General features: G+C 60.9%; 23 protein-coding genes. 16 read left to right on the top strand and 7 right to left on the bottom strand.

What is annotated here, in order from left to right; all coding sequences use genetic code 11:
- Positions 1–156 precede the first annotated feature (156 nt).
- From L904_RS03215 to L904_RS03195, 5 genes are read left to right on the top strand one after another with little or no spacing between them, the layout of a single operon-like run.
- Entirely contained in the window at positions 157–390 is a 234-nt protein-coding gene (locus L904_RS03215) for a DUF6290 family protein (protein WP_020812644.1), read from the top strand.
- A complete protein-coding gene (locus tag L904_RS03210; RefSeq protein WP_031234397.1) occupies positions 368–631 on the top strand; it encodes a type II toxin-antitoxin system RelE/ParE family toxin in 264 nt (87 codons plus the stop codon). The genes L904_RS03215 and L904_RS03210 overlap by 23 nt, the downstream gene beginning before the upstream one ends.
- Before the next feature lie 18 nt (positions 632–649).
- A complete protein-coding gene (locus tag L904_RS03205; protein ID WP_020812645.1) occupies positions 650–1,414 on the top strand; it encodes a hypothetical protein in 765 nt (254 codons plus the stop codon).
- 41 nt (positions 1,415–1,455) lie between these two features.
- Positions 1,456–1,854 carry a hypothetical protein gene (locus L904_RS03200; RefSeq protein WP_245267384.1) on the top strand — a complete coding sequence of 133 codons (399 nt, stop codon included), beginning with the start codon at positions 1,456–1,458 and terminating at the stop codon, positions 1,852–1,854.
- A gap of 58 nt (positions 1,855–1,912) precedes the next feature.
- A complete protein-coding gene (locus L904_RS03195; protein ID WP_020812648.1) occupies positions 1,913–2,287 on the top strand; it encodes a DUF305 domain-containing protein in 375 nt (124 codons plus the stop codon).
- A gap of 210 nt (positions 2,288–2,497) precedes the next feature.
- On the opposite strand, the gene L904_RS03190 is transcribed toward L904_RS03195, so the two are convergent.
- Positions 2,498–3,415, bottom strand: a complete 918-nt coding sequence (locus L904_RS03190) for a LysR substrate-binding domain-containing protein (protein WP_020812649.1) — start codon at positions 3,413–3,415, stop codon at positions 2,498–2,500.
- An 81-nt stretch (positions 3,416–3,496) separates the two neighbouring features.
- On the opposite strand from L904_RS03190, the gene L904_RS03185 reads away from it, so the two are divergent.
- Positions 3,497–4,540 (top strand): YeiH family protein, encoded by a 1,044-nt coding sequence (locus L904_RS03185; protein ID WP_020812650.1) that lies wholly within the window; start codon positions 3,497–3,499, stop codon positions 4,538–4,540.
- 15 nt (positions 4,541–4,555) lie between these two features.
- Here the strand turns inward: L904_RS03185 and L904_RS03180 are convergent, their stop codons facing one another.
- Positions 4,556–4,999, bottom strand: a complete 444-nt coding sequence (locus L904_RS03180; protein WP_020812651.1) for a hypothetical protein — start codon at positions 4,997–4,999, stop codon at positions 4,556–4,558.
- Positions 4,996–5,625: a DNA-3-methyladenine glycosylase I gene (locus tag L904_RS03175; RefSeq protein WP_003524902.1), complete on the bottom strand. Its 630-nt coding sequence runs from the start codon at positions 5,623–5,625 to the stop codon at positions 4,996–4,998. The genes L904_RS03180 and L904_RS03175 overlap by 4 nt, the downstream gene beginning before the upstream one ends.
- Positions 5,626–5,861: 236 nt before the next feature.
- On the opposite strand from L904_RS03175, the gene L904_RS03170 reads away from it, so the two are divergent.
- Together L904_RS03170 and L904_RS03165 are read left to right on the top strand one after the other, a co-directional pair.
- Positions 5,862–6,638 carry a L,D-transpeptidase gene (locus L904_RS03170; RefSeq protein ID WP_031234399.1) on the top strand — a complete coding sequence of 259 codons (777 nt, stop codon included), beginning with the start codon at positions 5,862–5,864 and terminating at the stop codon, positions 6,636–6,638.
- Between the two features lie 263 nt (positions 6,639–6,901).
- Positions 6,902–7,561, top strand: coding sequence for an outer membrane beta-barrel protein (locus L904_RS03165; protein WP_031234400.1), 660 nt, complete (start codon positions 6,902–6,904; stop codon positions 7,559–7,561).
- Positions 7,562–7,771: 210 nt separating this feature from the next.
- Here L904_RS03165 and glcF read toward each other — a convergent pair whose 3' ends face one another.
- From glcF to L904_RS03150, 3 genes are all read right to left on the bottom strand, one after another.
- Positions 7,772–9,073, bottom strand: a complete 1,302-nt coding sequence (glcF, locus tag L904_RS03160; protein WP_020812654.1) for a glycolate oxidase subunit GlcF — start codon at positions 9,071–9,073, stop codon at positions 7,772–7,774.
- A 3-nt stretch (positions 9,074–9,076) separates the two neighbouring features.
- Positions 9,077–10,291 (bottom strand): FAD-binding protein, encoded by a 1,215-nt coding sequence (locus tag L904_RS03155; protein ID WP_020812655.1) that lies wholly within the window; start codon positions 10,289–10,291, stop codon positions 9,077–9,079.
- 241 nt (positions 10,292–10,532) lie between these two features.
- Positions 10,533–11,966, bottom strand: a complete 1,434-nt coding sequence (locus L904_RS03150; protein ID WP_031234401.1) for an FAD-binding oxidoreductase — start codon at positions 11,964–11,966, stop codon at positions 10,533–10,535.
- 110 nt (positions 11,967–12,076) lie between these two features.
- Between L904_RS03150 and L904_RS03145 the strand changes: the two genes are divergently transcribed.
- The gene (locus tag L904_RS03145) at positions 12,077–12,976 is read left to right on the top strand and encodes a LysR family transcriptional regulator (protein ID WP_020812657.1); all 900 of its coding nucleotides are present in this window, start codon (positions 12,077–12,079) and stop codon (positions 12,974–12,976) included.
- A gap of 142 nt (positions 12,977–13,118) precedes the next feature.
- Here the strand turns inward: L904_RS03145 and L904_RS03140 are convergent, their stop codons facing one another.
- Positions 13,119–14,393, bottom strand: a complete 1,275-nt coding sequence (locus tag L904_RS03140) for a DUF3422 family protein (RefSeq protein WP_020812658.1) — start codon at positions 14,391–14,393, stop codon at positions 13,119–13,121.
- Between the two features lie 295 nt (positions 14,394–14,688).
- Here L904_RS03140 and L904_RS03135 point away from each other — a divergent pair, with 295 nt between their 5' ends.
- The 7 genes from L904_RS03135 to L904_RS03105 all read left to right on the top strand — a co-directional run bounded on the left by L904_RS03135 (position 14,689) and on the right by L904_RS03105 (position 22,308).
- Entirely contained in the window at positions 14,689–15,462 is a 774-nt protein-coding gene (locus L904_RS03135) for a FadR/GntR family transcriptional regulator (protein ID WP_020812660.1), read from the top strand.
- 103 nt (positions 15,463–15,565) lie between these two features.
- Positions 15,566–16,912, top strand: coding sequence for a glycosyltransferase family 1 protein (locus L904_RS03130; protein ID WP_162144093.1), 1,347 nt, complete (start codon positions 15,566–15,568; stop codon positions 16,910–16,912).
- The gene (locus L904_RS03125) at positions 16,909–17,679 is read left to right on the top strand and encodes an HAD family hydrolase (protein ID WP_031234403.1); all 771 of its coding nucleotides are present in this window, start codon (positions 16,909–16,911) and stop codon (positions 17,677–17,679) included. Before L904_RS03130 ends, L904_RS03125 begins: the two co-directional genes overlap by 4 nt.
- A 273-nt stretch (positions 17,680–17,952) precedes the next feature.
- The gene (locus L904_RS03120) at positions 17,953–18,393 is read left to right on the top strand and encodes an NUDIX hydrolase (protein ID WP_004432806.1); all 441 of its coding nucleotides are present in this window, start codon (positions 17,953–17,955) and stop codon (positions 18,391–18,393) included.
- Positions 18,394–18,555: 162 nt separating this feature from the next.
- Entirely contained in the window at positions 18,556–20,061 is a 1,506-nt protein-coding gene (locus tag L904_RS03115) for an inorganic phosphate transporter (protein ID WP_020812664.1), read from the top strand.
- Positions 20,062–20,078: 17 nt separating this feature from the next.
- Complete coding sequence (locus L904_RS03110) at positions 20,079–20,816, top strand: 16S rRNA (uracil(1498)-N(3))-methyltransferase (RefSeq protein ID WP_020812665.1); 738 nt, start codon at positions 20,079–20,081, stop codon at positions 20,814–20,816.
- Positions 20,817–20,934: 118 nt separating this feature from the next.
- Positions 20,935–22,308 (top strand): glutamate--cysteine ligase, encoded by a 1,374-nt coding sequence (locus tag L904_RS03105; RefSeq protein WP_035260815.1) that lies wholly within the window; start codon positions 20,935–20,937, stop codon positions 22,306–22,308.
- Positions 22,309–22,346 lie beyond the last annotated feature (38 nt).

Genomic DNA, 22,346 nt, shown 5'->3' with positions numbered 1-22,346 from the left:
GGGGCCGATCCGATATTTTCCTGAAATCAAGCCGGTGTATTAGAGGATGAAGCCCGGTGCGGCAAGCCGCAAAGGCTCCGGTTTTACTGGCTCACGCAGCCAAGCGGGCTATATGGGATGCATGTATCCCAATTCGGATCGGGAAGGACGCGACCCATGAGCAAACAGACGGCCATACGCCTGCCTGATGAGACCTATGAGCGGCTGAAGGCGCTGTCCGAGGGCACCGGCCGCACATCCGCCTATTACATCCGCGAGGCGATCGAGAAACATATCGAAGATATGGAGGATCTCTATCTTGCGGAAGAGGCAACGCGGCAGCGCATCGCCAATAAAGAACGCACCTATACTCTGGAAGAAGTGATGCGTGATCTGGACTTGGAAAATTGAGTTTCAGCGCGCTGCTGTCAAACAGCTGGGCAATTTGACGAAAGGCGATGCCAATCGCATCGTTTCTTTTCTAGCGGACCGCATTGCCAAAGATGGTAACCCTCGAAGGACCGGCGCCGCCCTGCAAGGCTCCGAGCTCGGAAATTTCTGGCGCTACCGGGTGGGCGATTACCGTATCATCTGCGATATACAGGATCACAAGCTCGTCGTGCTGGTGGTCGAAATCGGCCATCGCCGTTAAATCTACCGTTAGGCATTCATGATCCTCGAAGCCCTGCAATATGCCGCCACGCGCGCGGTCACGCCGAAAGAATTCCGGCCGCATATCCGCTATTCTGTCAACCTCTGGGCGCGCGCCAACCGCTGCGCCAAAGCCTGGGCGGAGCATGAAAACAACAGCCGGCAATTCGTGCTGCAATCGGCCCGAAAGCTGAAGCAGCGGCGAACGGCCGTTGTGCTGGGCTCGGGCCTGTTGCGCGATGTGCCCTATGATGCGCTGGTGGCGATGTTCGATACCGTCGTGCTGGTCGATCTGGTGCATCTCGCCAGCGTGCAGGCGAAGCTGCGCCTCAATGCCAAAAAGAATGTCCGCATCGCCAACCGCGATCTTTCCGGTTTTGACGATGTTCTCGCCGGCCGGCCGGCGGAACCGCTCGATTTCCTGCGGCGGGTGCCCTATCTCGATCTCGTGGTATCGGCCAATCTCCTGTCACAGATCGGCACCGGCGCACGCCACCGGCTGGAGCGGGAAAAGATCGCAAATGCCCCGGACCATCTTCTGCCGAAGCTCATTCACACCCATCTGGAAGCGCTGGCTGGCCTGCCCTGCAAGGCCTGCCTGATAACGGACACCTCCTTCGACGTCATCGGCAAAGACGGCAACCTGCACCAGCACGAAGACCTGCTGCATGGCATCGAGCTTCCTGCCCCCGCCGCCGCATGGGAATGGCCGCTTGCCCCGTTTGGCGAGGAAAGCAGGGATTATCGCATCGTGCATCACGTCATCGCGCGTGAACTGACCTGATCGTCATGCTTATTCCATAATTCCAGCGGTAAATTCACGCCATGTCCCAGGTGGTCCGCACATTGATGTTCCTTGCCTGCCTGCTATACGGCGCAATGCCGGCGCAGATGGCGATGAGCATGCCGATGGCCACAGGCATGGCAGCTTCCTCGCAGGTGCCGATGAAACATGACGATGTCCATTCGCATCGAGCCGCGGATCGGGACCAAGGATCTCAGGCGCATGCGGAGAATGGGGCTCATGGAGCGGGAGCGAGCGGTTGCTGCCCGCATGGTGACGATGCCGCACATCCCGGTTCCTGCGCCGCCTGCCTGATCGTGGTTCCGCGAACGATCTTCGCCGATAGCGGCCGGATGGCATTCGCCTATCCGAAGCCGCAGCGCGGCATCGTCTTTGACGGCAAGGCTTTCGCGCCGCCGCTACCGCCTCCCCGCGCCTGACCCCAGATTTTTTCAGACCCATCTTCGAAAAATCCGTCAGACACAGGAAGGATAATCCATGTCTATCAAGACCATCACGCTCGCCGCCGCTTTCGCAACCGTCTTCGCCATGCCGCTTTTCGCGCAGGAAGCGGGCGGCCATGCCGGACATGACATGTCAAAAGGCACTATGAGCGACGGCGCGTCCACCAAGGCGTTCATGGAAGCCAGCAAGAAGATGCATGGCGATATGGCCATCGATTATAGCGGCGATGCCGATGTCGATTTCGTGCGCGGCATGATCCCGCACCATCAGGGCGCAATCGATATGGCCAAGGTCCAGCTCGAATACGGCAAGGACCCGGAAATCCGCAAGTTGGCCGAAGAGGTCATCAAGGCGCAGGAAGGCGAGATCGCCATGATGAAGGCCTGGCTGAAGTCCAAGGGCAAGTAATTGATGCTGACGAATGGGGAACGCCGGTTGCGGCGCTCCCCTTTTCTTCTCCCCGCCGGGGAGAAGGTGGCCCGAAGGGTCGGATGGGGGGGCAAGCTCTCGGTCTATCTCTACCGTCGCCCCCTCATCCCGCTGCCGCGGACTTCTCCCCCGCGGGGAGAAGAAACAAGCGGCGGCCTTCCCATGCCAACGGTGCCACTCGCCACTCTGCTACAACCCCGCAAGCCCGGCCTTGTAGTCCTCCGAGGCCGCACGGCTGAGGCGCTCCAGCTCCATGGCCGCCCGGCTGGTATGGCGTTCCTTGTGACGCAGCAAAGCGAAGTTTCGGGCAGGCAGATCGATGCCGGCTCGGACAAGCAATCCCTGCCGCAAAAACAGCGAGGCGACGGAGGCGGAGACTGCCGTGGCCGCGCCGCCGGAGCGTGCCGCCATCACCACCGCCTCGTTGGACGGCAGTTCGAGCATGACGGAAAGCTCGCCGGGGTCCACCCCCATCTGCCGCACCGCCGCCTCGAAGGCGGAGCGGGTGCCGGAACCCTGTTCGCGCAGGACCCATGAGGTGCCGTAGAGCATATCGAGCGCGGTGAGATAACGGCCATCCGCGAAAGGATGCGCCGAACCGGTGACGACCAGCAGCTTGTCGGACACGACGGGCTGCACCATCAAAGCCGGCTCATCGATCCTGCCTTCGATGAAACCGACCTCGGCCAGACCGTCGAGCACGGCCTGGGTAACCGTCTTGGTATTCCCGATATCCAGCCGCACGGTCACGCCCGGATAGAGCTTCTTGAACTGCATCAGAATCGGCGGCAGCCAGTAGCTTGCAATCGTCTGGCTGGCGCAGACGGTGATTTCGCCGCGCGTCAGCCCGCCCATTTCGGAGAGAATCAATTCGGCATTGCGCACACGCGCCAATGTCGCCTTCGCTTCACCCAGAAACACCCGGCCGCTTTCGGTCAGTTCGATGTTGCGACCGACCCGGTGAAAAAGCTCGACGTTGTAAAAGGCCTCGAGATTCTTGATGGCGGAGCTGACGGCGGAGGCAGTCAGGCCGATGGCTTCGGCGGCCCTTGTGAGGTGCTCGCGTTCGGCGACGGCGATGAAAATGCGGAGCTGTTCGAAGGTCATGGTTTTTCATTCGATTTTATCGAATAATATATGCCATATTATTTGATAGAATAAAACAGGCGGCTGCGGCATTGTCTGGCCATGGCACAACATCGCACCCTTACCCATCCCTTTCAGTTTTCGCGTCGCTGGCTCACCCCGCTTCTGCCGGGCATTCTTCTCTGCGCGGCGGTCAGCTGCGCCGCCATTCTGGCGGAGCGCTTTCAGGTGCGGCTTGCAGGCCATGCATGGCTCGGCGATCTCGTGCTCGCCATTCTGATCGGTACGCTGCTGCGTTCGCTGGTGTCGCTGCCCGCGGTCGCTTCGGCCGGCATCAAATTCAGCGCCAAGACGCTGCTCGAAATCGCGGTGGCGCTTCTCGGCGCGTCCTTGAGCCTTTCCATCCTCAAAGGTGCCGGCGGTTTGCTGATCGGCGGCATTGCGCTGATCGTCGCCCTGTCGCTGATCGTCAGCTATGCCGCCGGGCGGATGCTCGGTCTGCCGCCCAAGCTTGCGACGCTGATTGCCTGCGGCAATTCCATCTGCGGCAATTCCGCGATTGCCGCCGCAGCGCCCGCCATCGGCGCCAAGCCGGAAGATGTTGCCGCCTCGATTGCCTTCACGGCAGTTCTCGGCGTCGTCGCCGTGCTGCTGATGCCGTTTCTGCCGCAGCTTCTGGGTCTCGACGCCACCCAATATGGCATTTTCGCCGGCCTGACGGTCTATGCCGTGCCGCAGGTTCTGGCCGCCACAGCCCCGCTCGGCGCAATCGCCGTGCAGACTGGCACTATCGTCAAGCTCATCCGTGTGCTGATGCTGGGACCTGTGATCGCCGCCCTCTCCGTCATCCATGGCCAGTCCGGCACGGAACGCCTGAGATTGCAGCAGATGGTTCCGTGGTTCATCATCGCCTTCGTGCTGATGATCATGGCCCGGTCCTTCGGCCTCATTCCCGAGGCTCTGATCGGCCCTGTCGCCTCGCTCTCCAACATCCTCACCATCATGTCGATGGCGGCGCTGGGCCTTTCGGTCGATATTCGCAGCCTTCGCCATGCCGGCGGCAAGGTCATCGTCGCCGCCAGCCTGTCGCTCGTGCTGCTTGGTGTTCTGAGTTTCGGCCTGATTGTGCTGACCCAGGCGGCTTAAACAAAAGGCGGGCTGTTATTTCCCGGTGCTGACCGTCAGCGTGTAATGCGCACCGAGACCGCGGCGCGGCGATCCCAGGATGAGCGTCGGGCGGATCAGCCATTCCGTATCCGCCTTCGGCGTCAGGGTTGCGACCTTGCCTTCGGAATCGCTGAAGAAGATCGCGTCCTCATCCGGCGTCGAAAAATCGAAGACCGCCATCAGCACGAATTCGCTGGAGGCGGCAAGCTCGATCTTCACCGTCTGCCCGGCCTTCACCTTCAGGCGATAGACATCGCCGCGCCCGCGCCGCGTCCAGCCGTCAAGCTTCAGCGGCCCGGCCGGCGGCAGCGCCACCTGCTTCAGCCTTTCGCCGTCATCGAGCCAGATACCGTCGACATTGCGGCCTTCCGCGAAGGAAGCATGCGGCACGGCGGCCATGGCCATGGTGAGAGCCAGAAGAAGGGAGGTTACCTTCATGGACGTACAAACTCCCGCCGCATGGCCTCTATCGGCTGGCGGCAATGACAGCCTTCGATATGATCGTTGACCATACCCATGGCCTGCATGAATGCATAGACGGTCGTCGGGCCGACGAAACTCCAGCCCCGCTTCTTCAGGTCCTTCGAGAGGCGAATGGAGGCGTCGCTGGTGGGGTTGGCCCTTAACGTCGCATAGTCCAGCCTTTGCGGCCTTTCTGCGGCGGCCGGTTCGAAACCCCAGAAATAACGGGCGAGCGAACCGAATTCATCGCGCAACTCCATGGCGCGGCGGGCATTGTTGATGGTCGAGACGATCTTGCCGCGATGGCGGATGATGCCCTTGTCGGCTAGGCAACGCTCGATATCGGCCTCACCGAATTCCGCCACTTTTTCGAATTCGAAATTGGCGAAGGCAAGACGGAACGCCTCGCGCTTGCGCAGAACCGTCAGCCAGGAAAGGCCGGACTGGAAACCTTCCAGACAGATCTTCTCGAAAAGGCGGCGATCGTCGGTGACGGGATAACCCCATTCCTCGTCGTGGTAACGGCTGTAATCCGCAAGTCCCTGCTGCCAGAAACACCGGACAAGGCCATCCGCACCCGTTTCAAGTCCCGCTTCATTCATTCCGCAACCACCCTTTTCCGCTCCCGCCCGTGACCGGTTCAGACCCGGCACTTACCACTCATTCACCACGTTTCAAAACCGGGTGCTAACCTTAAATCCAGCTTTCCCTAATCAAGCGCTTTTTAATGAACATCCATTTACGATTCGCTGGCGTCGAGGTGCGAACGTGTCCGGCAAAGCGGGCGAACAGTCCCGCAAATCCATAGTTGCGACATCCCGCAGAGAGAGTCCACCCGATGACGATGAAGTCCGTTTTTCTGGCGCTGAGCCTCGTTTCCACCTTTGCCGCCCCGGCCGCCATGGCCAATGAGCGTTATCGCGAGCGCCCGCCCGTCGTCGTCAGCCCGGATCTTTCGGCCCCCTGGGTCACCCAGCTCGGCGGTCGCGGCAATGTCCGCCCAGTGGTTTATCCGCGCGCGCCTGCCGCACGCCAGCCGTTCTTCCAGCAGCGCCAGGCCGCCATGCCGCAGCGCCCCAGCTCCGGCGTCACATCGCAACGCCCGGCACGGGTGCAGAATGCCGCCGTCCGCCCCAACGCGCCGGTGCGCACCCAGATCGCGCCGCAATTCCTGCCGCAGATCGTCACCTACCCGACCAATGAAAAACCCGGCACCATCGTCATCGATACGCCGAACCGTTTCCTCTATCTCGTGCTCGCCGATGGCAAGGCCCGGCGGTACGGCGTCGGCGTCGGCAAGCCCGGTTTCGAATGGGCCGGCACTCATAAGGTAACCCGCAAGGCGGAATGGCCGAGCTGGACCCCGCCGAAGGAAATGATCAGCCGCGAGGCGAGGAAGGGACACTATCTGCCGGCCTTCATGGAAGGCGGTCCGGCGAACCCGATGGGCGCGCGCGCCATGTATCTCGGCTCGACGCTTTATCGCATCCACGGCACCAACCAGCCGTGGACGATCGGCAGCAACAATTCCTCCGGCTGCATCCGCATGCGCAACGAGGATGTCACCGATCTTTACGAGCGCGTTAGCGTCGGAACGAAGGTCATAGTGATATGATGGCAACGGTTCAGCCATTCCGGCCGCTTCAGGGCCGGTGTGGCGGCGTATCCGCTTGAATTGCCGCCTTGCGGCGGTACAATCCGGCTCACTTCATTGGAATGAAACTTGGCGGGGGACGCCAGGAGCCGGACCTCTCTCAGGGGGATGATGGAACGGCCTTAAAACGGGTGGTCAATCGGCCGCCCGTTTTTCGTTTCTGTCATTCAAATGTTATCAAAAAACGGTTTGGTGAATTACTGATATCAATCTGGATTCACTTCATGCCGCGCCATAGTTTATTTGTTTGCGCCCTGCTGTTCAGCGGCGTTTCCTTCTCTACCGCAATCGCGGGCGAATTTGAAATTTCCGGTTATGGCGGCTGGCAAAGCGCGCCGCATAGCGATGTGAAGGTTTCCGACGGGCCGGATTTCCGGGCCGGATGGGAAGGCAAGTCGTTTTCCAATCCGCCCTATTGGGGCGTGCGCGGCACCTACTGGTTCGATGAGGGCCAGCTGCGGAATTTCGGCATCTCACTCGATTTTACCCATGACAAGGTCTATGCCGACGACCAGACGCTTGCCCGCTCCGGCTGGTCGCATTTCGAATTCACCGACGGCCTGAACCTTCTGACGCTCAACGCGCTCTACCGTTTTCCGCTGGAATCGCTGCCGATCACGCCTTACGTGGGCGCCGGCGTCGGCATCAACGTGCCGCATGTGGAAGTATATCGCCCGTCAGGCAAGACCTTCGAATACCAGTTCGGCGGCGCAACCCTGCAGGCGCAGGCCGGCCTCAGCTACCGCATCACCGACAACTGGTCGACTTTCGTGGAATATAAGGGCACCTATTCCTTCGTCGACGTCGATATCGACAATGGCGGCTCGTTGAAGACCGATATCATTACCAATGCGGTGAATTTCGGCGTGGCGTATAAGTTCTAGCTCTCTTCCCTCATTCCTGTGCTTGTCACAGGAATCCAGCCGACGCGCGTCTGCGCGGCGGGTAGAGTCTCTTCAGCCCAAGGACTTGGGCTGGCTGGATCCCTGTGACAAGCACAGGGATGAGGAGGGGACAAAGAAAGCCCTTACGACCCAATCTTTGCGCCACATGTTATGGCGCGCTGGATCACTGCCCTATGAGCGCACCACGATCTAAACCGAAAGCCTCGCCGGTTTCGGCCCGCCATAGGCCCAGTCCAGTAGCTCCACCGTGTGCAGGATAGGCATATCCGTGCCGGTTCCGATCTGCGTGATGCAGCCTATATTGCCGGTGGCGATGACATCCGCCCGGGTGGCCTCGATATTCTTCACCTTGCGCGCCTTGAGCCTGGCGGAAATCTCCGGCTGCAGGATGTTGTAGGTACCGGCCGAACCGCAGCAGAGATGCCCTTCCGCCGGATCGCGCACGGTAAAACCCGCCGCCTTCAGGAGTTGTTTCGGCGCAAGCGTGATCTTCTGGCCATGCTGCATGGAGCAGGCAGAATGATAGGCGACCGTGAGACCCTGGCTTTGCCCTTGCGGCAGATCGAGGGTGGCGAGATATTCGGTGATGTCTTTCGTCAAAGCCGAGACCCGCGCGGCTTTTTCGGCGTAAGCTGGATCGAGCCGCAGCATGTGACCGTAATCCTTGATGGTGGTGCCGCAGCCGGAAGCGGTGATGATGATGGCGTCGAGACCACCACTCTCCATCTCGCGCGTCCAGACATCGACATTGCGCCTTGCCGAGGCGAGCGCCTCTTCCTCGCGCCCCATATGATGCACCAGAGAACCGCAGCAGCCCTCCCCCTTCGGCACCACGACCTCAATGCCGAGCCGCGCAAGCAGGCGCAACGTCGCCTCGTTGATGCCGGGATCGAGCACCGGCTGGGCGCAGCCGGTGAGGATCGCAACGCGTCCACGCTTCTCGCCCTCGGCCGGCCGCTCTCCCGGACGGGTTGATGCGGAGGCCGCAGGCACGGCGGCGGGGGCGAGAGCGAGCATGGATTGCAGCGGCTTCAGCGCCGGAACCCTGGCAAGCAGACCGGAGAAAGGCCGCGCCAGCCGGGCCAGATGCAGGGCCAGCCGGAAACGGGCGGGATGGGGCAGGACGGCAACCAGAAGATTGCGGATCAGCCTATCCATGAAGGGACGCTTGTATGTCTGTTCGATATGGGCGCGGGCATGATCGACCAGATGCATGTAATCCACGCCGGAGGGACAGGTGGTGGTGCAGGCAAGGCAGGAAAGACAGCGGTCGATATGGGTGACGACCTCGCGGTCTGCCGGGCGGCTGTTTTCCAGCATGTCCTTGATGAGGTAGATGCGGCCGCGCGGGCTGTCCAGCTCGTTGCCGAGCGTGACATAGGTGGGACAGGTGGCGGTGCAAAAGCCGCAATGCACACATTTGCGCAGGATTTTTTCGGATTCCGCCACATGCGGATCGGCCAGTTGTTCGGGCGTGAAGGATGTTTGCATGGTTCAGACGGCCCCTTCCATCGTTACGGCCATCTTGCCGGGATTGAAGATGCCCGCCGGATCGAGCTTCTCCCCGATACGCGCAGAAAGCAGCGCCTCCGCCGCCTGGCGCGGTTCGAAGGCAGCGACCGTGGCGCGCACCGCATCGCTTGCCCTCACCAAAGTTGCATGGCCGCCGCCGAGCGCCCGGATCGCGCCGCGCAGCAAATTCGCCTCGGGGTCCGCCTCCATCTGCATCCAGACGAGGCCGCCCTGCCAGTCGTAAAAGGCGTCGATGCCCGCTTCCATGCGCAGCGCCGCGACAAGCTGATGACCCACCGAAGGCGCGACCGATACTTTCCACAAGGGCTTCGCCGCCTGTCCGGCATAGGGCGCGACATCGCGCACCTGACGCCACAAAAGTCCGCTCTCCTTACCCTCCAGCAGCGCCCACGGCCCGACCCGGTCCATAACGGAAAGGAGTTTGGCCGTGCGCGCCTCCACCGAGGCGGAGAGCCCTTCCAGCCGCAGGATAGTCGCCGGGCCATCCGGCAATCCGCCATCGATGAAACGGGAACGAACGCTTTCCGGCAGATGCGCCGCGCCCGAAACCTCGACGCTCATCGCCATCGCCGCCGCCATGATGCGCGTCGCCGCTTCATCGTCGAGCCCGGAAACGACCACGGTTTTTTCCGCAGGCGGTTTCGGCAGCACGCGGAAGGTGACTTCGGTGAGGAAACCGAGCGTGCCGAAAGACCCGGCCAGGAACTTTGACAGATCGAGCCCGGTGACATTCTTCATCACCCGGCCGCCGGCCTTGATGACCTCACCGCTGCCATTGACGAAACGGATACCCAGCAGGCTGTCGCGGGCCGCACCCGCCACATAACGGCGGGGGCCGGAAACATTGGCGGCGAAGACACCGCCGATGGTCGGTTCACCTTCGGTACCCATGATCGGGCGGTGATCCATCGGCTCGAAGGCCATCATCTGGCGGTTTTCAGTGAGAGCCGCTTCGACGGTGGCGAGCGGGGTGCCGGCCTTGACGGTCATCACCATTTCGGCGGGCAGGTAGGAGACGATGCCGTTCATGGCGCGGGAAGAGAGTGCTTCATCTGCTGCGACAGCATTGCCGAAACCGGAGCGGGTGTTGCCGCCGATGATTTTCAGCGCAGCTTTTCGGGCGGCGTGGTCGCGGATGATGTCGGCGACCTGGGTTTCTGCGTAGGGGGTCAGCATGGGGCGGCGGGCTCCGGGCATCGGACAGCGACGTTTGCGCGAGGGATACCCCCCTCTGCCCTGCCGGGCATCTCCCCCACAAGGGGGGAGATCGGCAAGAGGCTGGCGCATCGTTTCAATCGCACCGTTCGAGAATTGAGCGGGAAGTCGCGGCGAGTCGATCTCCCCCCTTGAGGGGGAGATGCCCGGCAGGGCAGAGGGGGGTAAACCACACCCACCATCGTCACAAAATTCACACCCATCATCCCCTCCCCTCCAGCGGAAACACCTTGGAAGGGTTCATCAGCCAGCCCTCATCGAAAGCCGCACGCACCGCCATCTGCTGGGCAAGATCGGCCTCGCCATACTGGTGGCGCATCAAATCCCGTTTTTCGATGCCCACACCATGTTCGCCGGTCAAACAGCCGCCGGCATCGACGCAGAGCTTCAATATTTCATTGCCTGCCTCTTCCGCGCGGGCCGCATCCTCCGGATCGTTGGCGTTGAACAGGATAAGCGGGTGCATGTTGCCATCGCCGGCATGGAAGACATTGGCGACGCGCAGGCCGAGGCGGTCGGTGATTTCGCTCGTCTTTTTCAGCACATAGGAAAGCTGGGAGAGTGGCACGGTGCCATCCATGCAGATATAATCCGCGATGCGGCCGGTTGCGCCGAAGGCGGATTTGCGGCCTTTCCAGATCGCCGCCGCCTCCATGGCCGACTGGCATTCCTTCACCGTCTTCACGCCATGTTTTCGGGCAATCGCCACGATGTCGGCCAGCATGGCGTCCATTTCCGCCTCGGAGCCTTCGACCTCGACGATCAGCAGCGCGCCGACATCCAGCGGATAGCCCGCTTTGGCGAAGGCCTCGCAAATTTCGATGGCCGGCTTGTCCATGAATTCGATGGCGACCGGGATGATGCCCGCGCCGATAATATCGGCCACGCAGGAGCCGGCCTCCTCCGACGTCTCGAAGCCGAACAGCACCGGTCGCGCGCCTTCCGGCCTGGCGATCAGCCGCACCGTCGCTTCCGTCACGATACCGAGCTGGCCTTCCGAGCCGCAGACGAGGGCGAGCAGATCGTAGCCGGCAGCATCGAGGTGCTTGCCGCCCAATTCCAGCACTGTGCCATCGACAAGCACCATTTTCACACCGAGCAGATTATTGGTGGTGACGCCATATTTCAGGCAATGCGCGCCGCCGGAATTCATGCCGATATTGCCGCCGATGGTACAGGCAAGCTGCGAGCTGGGATCCGGTGCATAAAAGAAACCTTCCGCGCCGGCCGCATCGGAAATGGAAAGATTGGTGACGCCCGCCTGCACCCGCGCCGTACGGTTATAAAAATCCAGTTCGAGGATCGAGGCCATCTTCGAAAGGCCGATCACCACCGCATCCTCCTGCGGGATCGCGCCGCCGGAGAGCGAGGTGCCGGCCCCGCGTGGCACGACGGGAATGCCGTAACGGTGGCAATATTTCATCACCGCCGCCACTTCTTCCGTCGTTTTCGGCAACGCCACGGCCAGCGGCAGGCGGCGATAGGAAACGAAGGCATCGGTTTCGAAAGGCACAAGTTCGCGCGGTTCGTGCACAAGACAGTCCGCCGGCAAAATATCCTTGAGGTCCGCTATGATGCGGTCGCGGCCTGCGACGACTTTCGCGCGCGGCTCCAGAAACTTGATCGGCTGCGTCACCGCCCCTCCTCCATGCCATCTCACCAACTGGTATTCTTTCTTTACCACTTTGAAACGACGCAATCAAATGTTATGGATTTTTTCCATTCCGGAAACAATCGAGGGCAACTATGACGAATCTGGGCGATCTGGAAGTCTTCGCAAGCGTTGCCGCCTCCGGCAGCATGTCGCTGGCCGCAAGGGAGCTTGGTTATTCGCCCGCCGTCATTTCCAAGCGCATCAAGCGGCTGGAAGAAAAACTCGGCGCGCGGCTTTTCCAGCGCACCACACGGCAAATCTCGCTGACCGAGGCGGGACAGGGCTTTTACGAGCGGGTGCTTGCCGTGCTGGAAGGGCTGGAGGAGGCCGAGGATTTCGTGTCCGGCCGCGCCAATACGGTCAACGGCACGCTGAAGGTTTCCGCGCCGACCTCCTTCGGGCGCATGCATATCGCGCCGCATCTGAAAGGTTTCATGGAGCGGCATCCTGATCTTTCGGTCAATCTGGTGCTGAGCGACGAATTCATCGACATCATCGAGGGTGGTTACGATCTGGCCATCCGTATCGCCGATCTCAATTCCTCCAGCCTTGTGGCCCGCAGGCTGGCGCCAGTGCGCCGCGTACTCTGCGCTTCTGCGGAATACGTTGCGGCCCATGGTATGCCGGCGACAATCGAGGATTTGAAAAAGCACCGCTGCCTGCCGGCCCATAATAACGATGTCTGGCGGCTGGAAGGACCGGGCGGCGCGATGAGCATTCGCCCGGAAGGGATGCTCATCACCAATTCCAGCGAGGTGATCCGCGAGGCAGTGATATCGGGGCTCGGCATTGCGCTGCGCTCCACCTGGGATATCGGCCATGAATTGCGCAGCGGCAAGCTGGTGCAGGTTCTGCCGGGTTATGAGGGATCGCGAAACGTGACGCTCTCGGCGGTTTATCCGAGCCGGCAGTTCCTGCCTGCGAAGGTTCGGCTGTTCATCGATTATCTGGCCGGGCTCTATGGGCCTTCACCCTATTGGGAGCAGGGCTGAAACGGGTCCACTCCCTCATCCCTGTGCTCGTCACAGGGATCCAGCCAGCCCAAGTCCTTGGGCTGAGAAGAGTCCTTTCGCCGCGCAGACGCGCGTCGGCTGGATTCCTGTGACAAGCACAGGAATGAGGGAAACTTACCCCTCAGTGCCCGCCCTCGGCATGGGAGCGGCGGATGCGGCGCACCACCCACCAGACGCCGAGAACCGCGAAGGGAACGGAGATGCCGGTGACGACGGCAGGGTCGAGCGGCAGCACATCATGGCTGATCGCCTTGGTGAGATAACCAATGAGGCCGACGACATAATAGGAAATGGCGGCGACCGAGAGGCCTTCGACCGTCTGCTGCAGGCGAAGCTGCATGGCGGCGCGCTTGTTCATGGTGTTGAGCAGCACCGTATTCTGCCGTTCCAGTTCCACGTCGATCCAGCTTCGGACGAGCGCCGTGGCGCGATAGAGCTTGCGCGACAGGTTGGCCTGCCGCTCCTCCACCGACTGACAGGTCCGCATGGCCGGCGCCATGCGCCGTTCCAGAAAGCTGCCCATGGTCTCGTGGCCCTGCACCGGGGTTTCCGCAAGCGCCCGGATGCGTTCGCGCACGATGCCGTCATAAGCGCGGCTGGCGCCGAAACGATAGAGGCTGAGCGCGGCATTGGCTTCCAGTTCGGCCGCAAGCCGGGTCATTTCCGCCAGCAGCGCATCGGCCTCGTCGCGCGCGCCGTTTTTCATGCGCTGGGTGATGCCGGTCAGGCCATCTTCGATGCGACGGATTTCCGGCGAAAGCGTCTGCGCCATCGGCAGGCCGAGCATGGCAAGGGTGCGATAGGTCTCGATATCCAACAGCCGCTGCACCAGTGCGCCGCGGCTGTAATCGCTCAAGCCCCGGTCGATCACCAATATCTGCGTCAGCCCGTCGCGATCCTGCCGGAAATCGGTGAGGATCGCCGCCTGACCGTCGCGCACGTCGCTGTGACAGAGGCTGGTCGGCTCGAAGATCGTCTCCGCCTGAGACGCCACGCCATTTTCCGGGCGGATTTCCAGCCGCACGCCCGAGATCAGCGAGCCGGGTGGCGAAAAGCCGTCGCCGAAGGGATCGCCGGCAATCTCTCCGCCGAATTTTTCCGGCGCGGGGCCATCCCAGAACCAGGTCGAAAATTCGGTATGCCGCTCCCAGCGCAAGGTCCCCTGCCCCCAGGGCATGGCATGGTGGCGAGCATCGCGCTCCGGCGGCGCAACACCGCGGCTGCGCGACATTTCCGCGATGACCGAGTGATGCACGGCCGAACCGCCATCCATCATGAAGGCGAGCTGGACGATGATGCGCGAGGGTGCGAGAAGCACCGTCGGCCGCGCATGAACCTCCCCGAGCGCCAGCGATCTTTCCGGCGCGCTTGCGAAAGCAAATCTACCCTTGGCCATTGCAATATCGTCCCCGCCTGTTGCGCTGGTTTTATTAAAACATTGATCACGATGAAAACACCGCAATCGAAGCCGCTGTCATTGTTTTGATCCACCTGGCGGAAAAATCCGCCATCGTCACCCTGTCCTGCTGCTGCTTTAACAAAAGCCAATTCGAAAAGGCAGATGCCGTGTTGCCGCAGGCATGGCACGGATGAGGCGTGGAACTGGATAGAATATTTGACCAGTACGATGCTTCGCTGATAATTTGCCCTCCATCGAAATACGGGGCGGGATTTCGCCGGAGACTTCTGCGATGGACGAAACGCTTTTTGCGCGCATCGAGCACAGCCGCACATCGCAGGAGGTGATCTTACGTTTCGAGGAACTGATCCTCGACGGCATATTGCGGGATGGCGACAGGCTGCCCGGCGAGCGCGAACTGGCGCAGCGACTCGATGTCTCGCGGCCGATCCTGCGGGAAGCGCTGAAGGAGCTTGAGACCCGTGGCCTTCTTACCAGCCGGCATGGCGGCGGCACCTATGTCGCCGATATTGTCGGCCCGGTTTTTTCCGACCCCTTGAGCGCGCTGATTACCCGCCACAGCCGGGCGACGCGGGATTTCCTCGAATATCGCCGCTATATCGAAGGCATGACCGCCGAACTTGCCGCACAGCGGGCGACGGAACCGGACAGGCGCAACCTCGCCGCCGTCGTGGACAGAATGCGGGAAGCGCATGAGGCGGGCCATTTCGAAGAGGAGCTTGCGGGCGATGTGGAATTTCACAACGCCATTGGCGAGGCGGCGCATAATATCGTGCTGATGCACACGTTGCGGTCCTGCTATCGGCTTCTGAGCGACGACATCTTCTACAATCGCCACCTCATCTTCACTGTTGCCGGCGCCCATGACGAGGTGCTGAGGCAACATATCGCCATCCACGATGCGATTGCCGCCGGCGATGCGGCCGCGGCAAGAGCGGCGGCGGAGACCCATATCGACTTCATCGTGGAGACGACATCCAAGGCCCACCAGGCGCGGGAATGGGACCGGATTTCGCGCTTGAGGCAGCAGCAGCGCAGCAGCTGAAAACGCCCTCCGGCGAAATGCGGCAACCGGTTTTTTCAGATTTTGATGGAACCTTTTGTGCTCTTTGGTCTTTTTATCGGGTTAATTGGAAAAATTTACCAAGATGGGACCCATGACGACCACGAGCGAAACTGAACGCTATCCGCGGATAGCTCTCATATCGACGCATGGCTATGTCGCCGCGCACCCGCCGCTGGGTGCTGCGGACACCGGTGGACAGGTGGTTTATGTGCTTGAGCTTGCACGCAAACTCGGCCAGCTCGGTTATACTGTCGATCTTTACACCCGCCGCTTCGAAGACCAGCCGGAATTCGATGAGGTCGATGAGCGCGTCCGCGTGGTGCGCATTCCCTGCGGCGGACGGGATTTCATTCCCAAGGAATATCTGCACCGGCACCTGATGGAGTGGTGCGAAAATGCGCTGCGTTTCATCAAGAAAAACGATCTGAATTATTCGTTCATCAACAGCCATTATTGGGATGCGGGCGTGGCCGGACAGCGGCTGTCCGAAGCGCTGAAAATCCCGCATCTGCACACGCCGCATTCGCTCGGCATCTGGAAAAAGCGCCAGATGGAGACCGACTATCCGGAAAAGGCCGATACGTTCGAACTGGAATTCAACTTCAGGGAACGTATCCAGCACGAGCTGATCATCTACCGCAGCTGCGACATGGTGATCGCCACGACACCGGTACAGCTCGACGTTCTGATCGAGGATTACGGTCTGAAGCGCAAGCATATCCACATGATCCCGCCGGGTTATGACGACAACCGTTTCTTCCCGGTTTCCGATGCGACGCGGCAGATGATCCGGCAGCGTTTCGGTTTCGAGGGCAAGACGGTGCTGGCGCTCGGACGCCTTGCCACCAACAAGGGTTATGACCTGCTGATCGACGGTTTCTCCGTTCTTGCCGAACGCGAACCGGAAGCCCGGCTGCATTTGGCGGTCGGCGGCGAGAACATGGACGAGCAGGAAACCACGATCCTCAACCAGCTGAAGGAGCGGGTGAAAGCGCTCGGTCTCGAAGACAAGGTGGCCTTTTCCGGTTACGTCACGGATGAGGATCTGCCGGATATTTATCGCGCCGCCGATCTCTTCGTGCTCTCAAGCCGCTATGAACCCTTCGGCATGACAGCGATCGAGGCGATGGCGAGCGGCACGCCCACCGTCGTCACCACCCATGGCGGGTTGTTCCGGGCCATCAGCTATGGCCGCCATGCGCTGTTTGCCGATCCTTTCGACAAGGAAGACCTCGGCATCACCATGATGAAGCCGTTCAAGCATGAGCGGCTTTACGGGCGGCTTTCCCGCATGGGGGCGCACAAGGCGCGCAGCCTGTTCACATGGACCGGCATTGCCCAGCAGCTTCTCGCCCTTGTGGAAGGCAGGACCATGATGCCGGTTCTGGAAGAAGCCGATTGGGCCGAACCATGGAACGACGGCGATTGAGACCGCTTCGCCTTTTTTCCACCGATCTCGACGGAACCGTCGTCGGCGATAACGACGCCACGCGCCGGTTCCGCGATTTCTGGAATTCGTTGCCGGAGGGTCAACGTCCCCTTCTGGTTTTCAACAGCGGCAGGCTGATCGACGACCAGCTTGCGCTTATCGAAGAGGTACCGCTGCCGCAGCCCGACTACATCATCGGCGGGGTCGGCACCATGCTGCACGCGAAAGAGCGCAGCGAACTCGAAAGCGCCTATAAAACCTCTCTCGGCACCGGTTTCGATCCGCAGAGGATTGGTGACGTGATGGCCGGCGTGCCGGGCGTGACGATGCAGGAGGAGCGCTATCAGCACGGCCTGAAATCCAGCTGGTTCCTGCACGGCGCTGATGATGTCGCGCTTGGCGAGATCGAAGCAGCGCTTGTGGCCGCCGATATCGATGCCCGCATCGTCTATTCCAGCGACCGCGATCTCGACATATTGCCGAAGGCCGCTGACAAGGGTGCAGCGCTTGCATGGTTATGTGGACAATTGCGCATCGGCCTCGACGAATCAGCGGTCGCGGGCGATACTGGCAATGATCGGGCGATGTTCGAATTGAATGATATTCGCGGCGTGATCGTGGGCAATGCATTGCCGGAGCTTGTCTCACTGGCGGGTCTCGACAATCGCTTTTTCCAGGCGCGTGCGACGGAAGCCGACGGCGTTATCGAAGGCCTCCGGCATTGGGGATTAAATCCCGACAGACGCAATACCGGCGATTATTCATAGCGGTTTTGCGTTTCAGGACGTGAAAGCAGACAGAGACGGTACTGCCGCAATCGGCTGTTTGGCCGGGAAGCCGCCCGGTCGAAGCCCTGTTCGCACATCTTCCGCATTTTCCGGGCTTACAGGCTTCATCCGCATGAAGACAGTAGTGGGTTATGGGTCATGAGGGATTGGCGGAATTTACGGGATATCTATATTAGCAATTATCATTAGCGGGCAAAGAAGGACCTATTCGGATTGAAGATTTTGAATCGATTGGCGACAGATGTTGGCTTGATGTTGCGCAGACCGCCGCGACAGCAATATGCGGCGCTGTGCTATCGATTGTCCAAGAAGAATCCGGAGCCGGAAGTGTTGCTGCTGACCAGCCGGGATACGGGACGCTGGGTCATTCCCAAGGGCTGGCCCATGGCCAACAAGAAGGCCCATGCGGTGGCCGAGCAGGAAGCCTATGAGGAAGCCGGTGTCAAAGGCACGGTGGAAAAGGCGCCCTTCGGTTATTACGAATACGAGAAAAAGCTGAACAGCGGCGTCAACGTGCCGTGCAGGGTTCAGGTGCATCTGCTCGAAGTTTCGGAGATGCAGGAAAGCTTTCCCGAAAAACAATCCAGACGGCTGGAATGGGTCAGCCCCCAGGAGGCGGGAAAACGCGTCAACGAGCCGGAATTGAAAGCGCTGATGCTCGCTTTCGACAAGCGGATGACGCATTCGAAATAGCGCGCCCGCCCCGAACGTGGCAATGTGCAGTTTGTTTTTCCAACATGGCTTTTATCGTCTTTCCTTTTGGAAAGATGTGCGAGATGTAACAGTCTTTCTGTAAAATTGCCTTCAACCTGCGACACTGCCGGACGAAAGGGAATGCTGGCAAACGAGGTCTGAATGGCAATCAAGCCGCCATCGAATATGAAACCGACGCTCGACAAGGATCTCGACAAGATTACCCGTGTCGAAGAGGCGACGCTGCATGTCACGCAGCAGCTTGCCGGCCTTGGCGCGGGGTTCATGTTCGTTATCCTGGCGGCCATCTTCGCCGGCGTCTTCGTCACCGGCACCGCGGGTTCGGTCATCATCATCGCCGCCGTCGCCATCGGCGCCTATATGGCGATCAATATCGGCGCGAACGACGTCACGAACAATGTCGGCCCGGCGGTTGGGGCCAAAGCCATGCCGCTTGCCGCCGCCCTCATCGTCGCCGCCATCTGCGAGATTGCCGGCGCGCTGATCACCGGCGGCAACGTCGTCGAGACCATTTCCAGCGGCATCATCAACATCGGGACCATTCCCGACAGGACCGCCTTTTCATGGGCAATGTTGTCGGCGCTTCTCGCCGCCGGCCTTCTCGTCAATATCTCGACATGGACCAAGGCGCCGATTTCCACCACCCATACGGTGGTGGGCGGGGTTGCGGGCGCGGGAATGGCCGCCTACGGGGCGAAGGCGGTCGACTGGCTTTCGCTCGGCAGCATTGCCTTCGCATGGGTTCTGGCGCCCTTCATCAGCGCCATCATCGCCGTCGCCATCCTTGCTTTCATCAAGGAATTCATCATCTACCGCGAGGACAAGCTCACCTCCGCTCGGCTGTGGGTTCCGGTTCTTATCGGTTTGATGGCGGGCGTCTTCACGGCCTATCTCATCTGGGTCGGATTGCGGCAGCTCATGCATGTGTCGCTTGGCCATGCTAGCCTCACAGGGCTGGTGACCGGGCTCGTGGTCTGGCGGCTCTGCGTGCCGATCATCCGCAAACAATCGGAAGGATTGGAAAACCGCAACCAGTCGCTTCGAATCCTGTTCCAGTGGCCGCTGGTTCTCGCCGCCGGCCTGATGTCCTTCGCCCATGGGGCGAATGACGTTTCGAACGCCATCGGGCCAGTCGTTGCCATCGTGCGGGCCCTGCATGACGAGGCGGTGAGCACGTCCGCCCGCGCACCGATGTGGGTGATGCTGGTCGGCGCCTTCGGGCTTTCCTGCGGTATTCTTCTTTATGGCCCGCGCCTTATCCGCCTCGTCGGTGAGCAGATCACCAAGCTCAATCCGATGCGCGCCTTCTGCGTTTCCGTGGCCACGGCGCTCACCGTGCTCGTTGCCTCACGCTTCGGCCTGCCGGTCAGCACCACCCACACGGCAATCGGCGCGGTGTTCGGCGTCGGTTTCTTCCGCGAATGGTACACGCAATCGTCGCGGCGGCGGCAGGAGCTCGTTCAGGCTGGTGACGGCAGGCCCCGCCGGTCCGAAAGATATGCCGACAATCCTTCCGAGATACGCCGCCGTTATCTCGTCCGCCGCTCCCACTTCATGACGATCATCGCCGCCTGGCTGGTCACCGTTCCCTCCAGTGCAGCGCTTGCGGCGCTGCTCTACTGGCTCATGTCGTCCCTCTTTCTCTGAACCTGAAACAGAATCCCATGCGCGCCAATTTCCGGATGCAACGCCTGTATATCGAAGCCAGCCTTGCCGAAGGCGTCGCGCAGGAGGCAACAGCCGAGCAGTTCAATTATCTCGCCAATGTGCTGCGCATGACCGACGGTGCGGAAATCCTGCTGTTCAACGGTCGCGACGGCGAATGGAAAGCGAAACTTGCCTTTCCGAGCCGCAAGAAGATCGTGCTCGTCCCCCTCGAGCAGACACGGCCCCAGCCGAACGCCCCGGACCTGCATTATCTTTTCGCGCCGCTGAAAGTCGGGCGCATGGATTATCTGGTGCAGAAGGCGGTGGAGATGGGCGCCGGCCTGTTGCAGCCGGTAATGACGCAGCATGTTCAGGGCAAGATCCACAATACCGAAAAACTGCGCGCCAACGCCATCGAAGCCGCCGAGCAGTGCGGCATACTGTCTCTGCCCGAGGTGGTCGAGCCGGTGAAACTGAAGGACATGCTCGAGAGCTGGCCCCACGACCGGCGCATCATCTATTGCGACGAAGGCGATGCGGGGCAAAATCCGCTGCCGATCCTGCAAGCCGTCACGGAGCGCAAACTTGCCCTGCTGGTCGGCCCGGAAGGCGGGTTTTCCGAGGAAGAAAGAGAACTTCTGCGCGGCCTTTCCTTCGTTACCCCCATTCCGCTCGGGCCGCGTATCCTGAGGGCCGATACGGCCGCCGTCGCCGCGCTCGCGGTCATTCAGGCGGCGATCGGCGACTGGAATTGAATGGCCCCATTGCGCTTCATGCATCTTTAAAAGAAATTCATTTGCCTCCGGATACGATCCGGCCCTATCTGCCAATCATATGCCTCGCCGCAACAGAGACGTCATAACAAGGTAAGCCATGGCACGCGACACGACCGACCAGACCCCCCTCTCCTCCGTTACGGAGCTTACAGATTATCTGGCGGGCGGTTGCAAAGCTGAAGCCGACTTCCGCATCGGCACCGAACATGAAAAATTCGCGTTTTTCCGCGAGGATAACAGTCCCGTTCCCTATTTCGGCGAAGCCAGCATTTCAGCACTTTTGAAGGGCATGCAGGAAAAGCTCGGCTGGGAGCCGATCATGGACGGCGGAAACATCATCGGCCTTGGCGAGCAGCGCGGCATGGGCGCCATCTCCATCGAGCCGGGCGGCCAGTTCGAGCTGTCGGGTGCGCCGCTCGAAAACCTGCACCAGACCTGCAAGGAATCCAACCAGCATCTGGCGACGCTGCGCGAAGTGGCCGAGCCGATGGGCATCCGTTTCCTCGGCATCGGCGGCAGCCCGCTGTGGAGCTACGACGAAACGCCGCGCATGCCGAAATCGCGTTACGCGATCATGACGCGCTATATGCCGAAGGTCGGGACCAAGGGTCTCGACATGATGTACCGCACCTGCACCATTCAGGTTAATCTCGATTTCTCCTCCGAAGCGGACATGCGCCGGAAGATGCGCGTTTCCATGAAGCTGCAATCGCTGGCAACAGCGCTCTTCGCCTCCTCGCCCTTCACCGAAGGCAAGCCGAACGGCCTCCTGTCCTGGCGCGGCGATATCTGGCGCGACACCGACAATCGCCGCTCGGGCGTGCTGCCCTTCACCTTCAGCGATGACTTCGGCTTCAAGGATTATGTGGAATGGGCGCTCGACGTGCCGATGTATTTCATCGTGCGCGACGGCAAATATCATGATTGCACCCATGTCACTTTCCGCCAGTTCATGAACGGGGCGCTGAAGGGCGAAATCGCCGACTGGCAGCCGACCATGGGCGACTGGACGAACCATCTTTCCACCCTGTTCCCGGATGTGCGCCTGAAGCGCTTTCTGGAAATGCGCGGCGCGGATGGCGGCCCCTGGAGACGCATCTGCGCCCTTCCCGCTTTCTGGGTCGGCCTTCTCTACGATGACGAGGCGTTGACCGCTGCCGATGCGCTGACCGCCGGCTGGAGCTTCGATGAGGTCATCGCCCTTCGCGATGCCGTTCCGGCCAAGGGTCTCTCCGCCGAGATCGCCGGCAAGCCGCTTCTCGGTCTCGCCCGCGAGGTGCTCGATATTTCCCGCACCGGCCTCAAAAACCGCAAGCGCCTGAACGGCGAAGGCCAGGACGAGACCGTGTTCCTGTCGTCGCTGGACGAAGTTCTGGCCAAGAAGACCACGCTCGCCGAAGACCTGCTTGCGCTTTACAACGGTCGCTGGGGCGGCTCCGTGCTGCCGGTATTCGAAGAATATCAGTATTGAGAAAATTGCCCCGCCATTAAAAAAGCCCGGCGCGGCCG

The organism is Agrobacterium sp. LY4 (genome assembly GCF_001526585.1).
Classification (GTDB): domain Bacteria; phylum Pseudomonadota; class Alphaproteobacteria; order Rhizobiales; family Rhizobiaceae; genus Agrobacterium; species Agrobacterium leguminum.
Note: the sequence above shows the minus strand (reverse complement) of the source record. Positions and strands in the feature narration are given on the sequence as shown.

Coding starts and splice junctions, on each gene's coding strand:
- L904_RS03190 (WP_020812649.1), bottom strand. CDS start 3,415: ATGACCTTCGAACAGCTCCGCATTTTCATCGCCGTCGCCGAACGCGAG.
- L904_RS03180 (WP_020812651.1), bottom strand. CDS start 4,999: ATGAAGGTAACCTCCCTTCTTCTGGCTCTCACCATGGCCATGGCCGCC.
- L904_RS03105 (WP_035260815.1), top strand. CDS start 20,935: ATGGCACGCGACACGACCGACCAGACCCCCCTCTCCTCCGTTACGGAG.
- L904_RS03115 (WP_020812664.1), top strand. CDS start 18,556: ATGGCAATCAAGCCGCCATCGAATATGAAACCGACGCTCGACAAGGAT.
- L904_RS03120 (WP_004432806.1), top strand. CDS start 17,953: ATGTTGCGCAGACCGCCGCGACAGCAATATGCGGCGCTGTGCTATCGA.
- glcF (WP_020812654.1), bottom strand. CDS start 9,073: ATGCAAACATCCTTCACGCCCGAACAACTGGCCGATCCGCATGTGGCG.
- L904_RS03110 (WP_020812665.1), top strand. CDS start 20,079: ATGCGCGCCAATTTCCGGATGCAACGCCTGTATATCGAAGCCAGCCTT.
- L904_RS03135 (WP_020812660.1), top strand. CDS start 14,689: ATGGACGAAACGCTTTTTGCGCGCATCGAGCACAGCCGCACATCGCAG.
- L904_RS03185 (WP_020812650.1), top strand. CDS start 3,497: ATGGCACAACATCGCACCCTTACCCATCCCTTTCAGTTTTCGCGTCGC.
- L904_RS03175 (WP_003524902.1), bottom strand. CDS start 5,625: ATGAATGAAGCGGGACTTGAAACGGGTGCGGATGGCCTTGTCCGGTGT.
- L904_RS03145 (WP_020812657.1), top strand. CDS start 12,077: ATGACGAATCTGGGCGATCTGGAAGTCTTCGCAAGCGTTGCCGCCTCC.
- L904_RS03200 (WP_245267384.1), top strand. CDS start 1,456: ATGTCCCAGGTGGTCCGCACATTGATGTTCCTTGCCTGCCTGCTATAC.
- L904_RS03165 (WP_031234400.1), top strand. CDS start 6,902: ATGCCGCGCCATAGTTTATTTGTTTGCGCCCTGCTGTTCAGCGGCGTT.
- L904_RS03215 (WP_020812644.1), top strand. CDS start 157: ATGAGCAAACAGACGGCCATACGCCTGCCTGATGAGACCTATGAGCGG.
- L904_RS03195 (WP_020812648.1), top strand. CDS start 1,913: ATGTCTATCAAGACCATCACGCTCGCCGCCGCTTTCGCAACCGTCTTC.
- L904_RS03130 (WP_162144093.1), top strand. CDS start 15,566: ATGGGACCCATGACGACCACGAGCGAAACTGAACGCTATCCGCGGATA.
- L904_RS03140 (WP_020812658.1), bottom strand. CDS start 14,393: ATGGCCAAGGGTAGATTTGCTTTCGCAAGCGCGCCGGAAAGATCGCTG.
- L904_RS03170 (WP_031234399.1), top strand. CDS start 5,862: ATGACGATGAAGTCCGTTTTTCTGGCGCTGAGCCTCGTTTCCACCTTT.
- L904_RS03155 (WP_020812655.1), bottom strand. CDS start 10,291: ATGCTGACCCCCTACGCAGAAACCCAGGTCGCCGACATCATCCGCGAC.
- L904_RS03205 (WP_020812645.1), top strand. CDS start 650: ATGATCCTCGAAGCCCTGCAATATGCCGCCACGCGCGCGGTCACGCCG.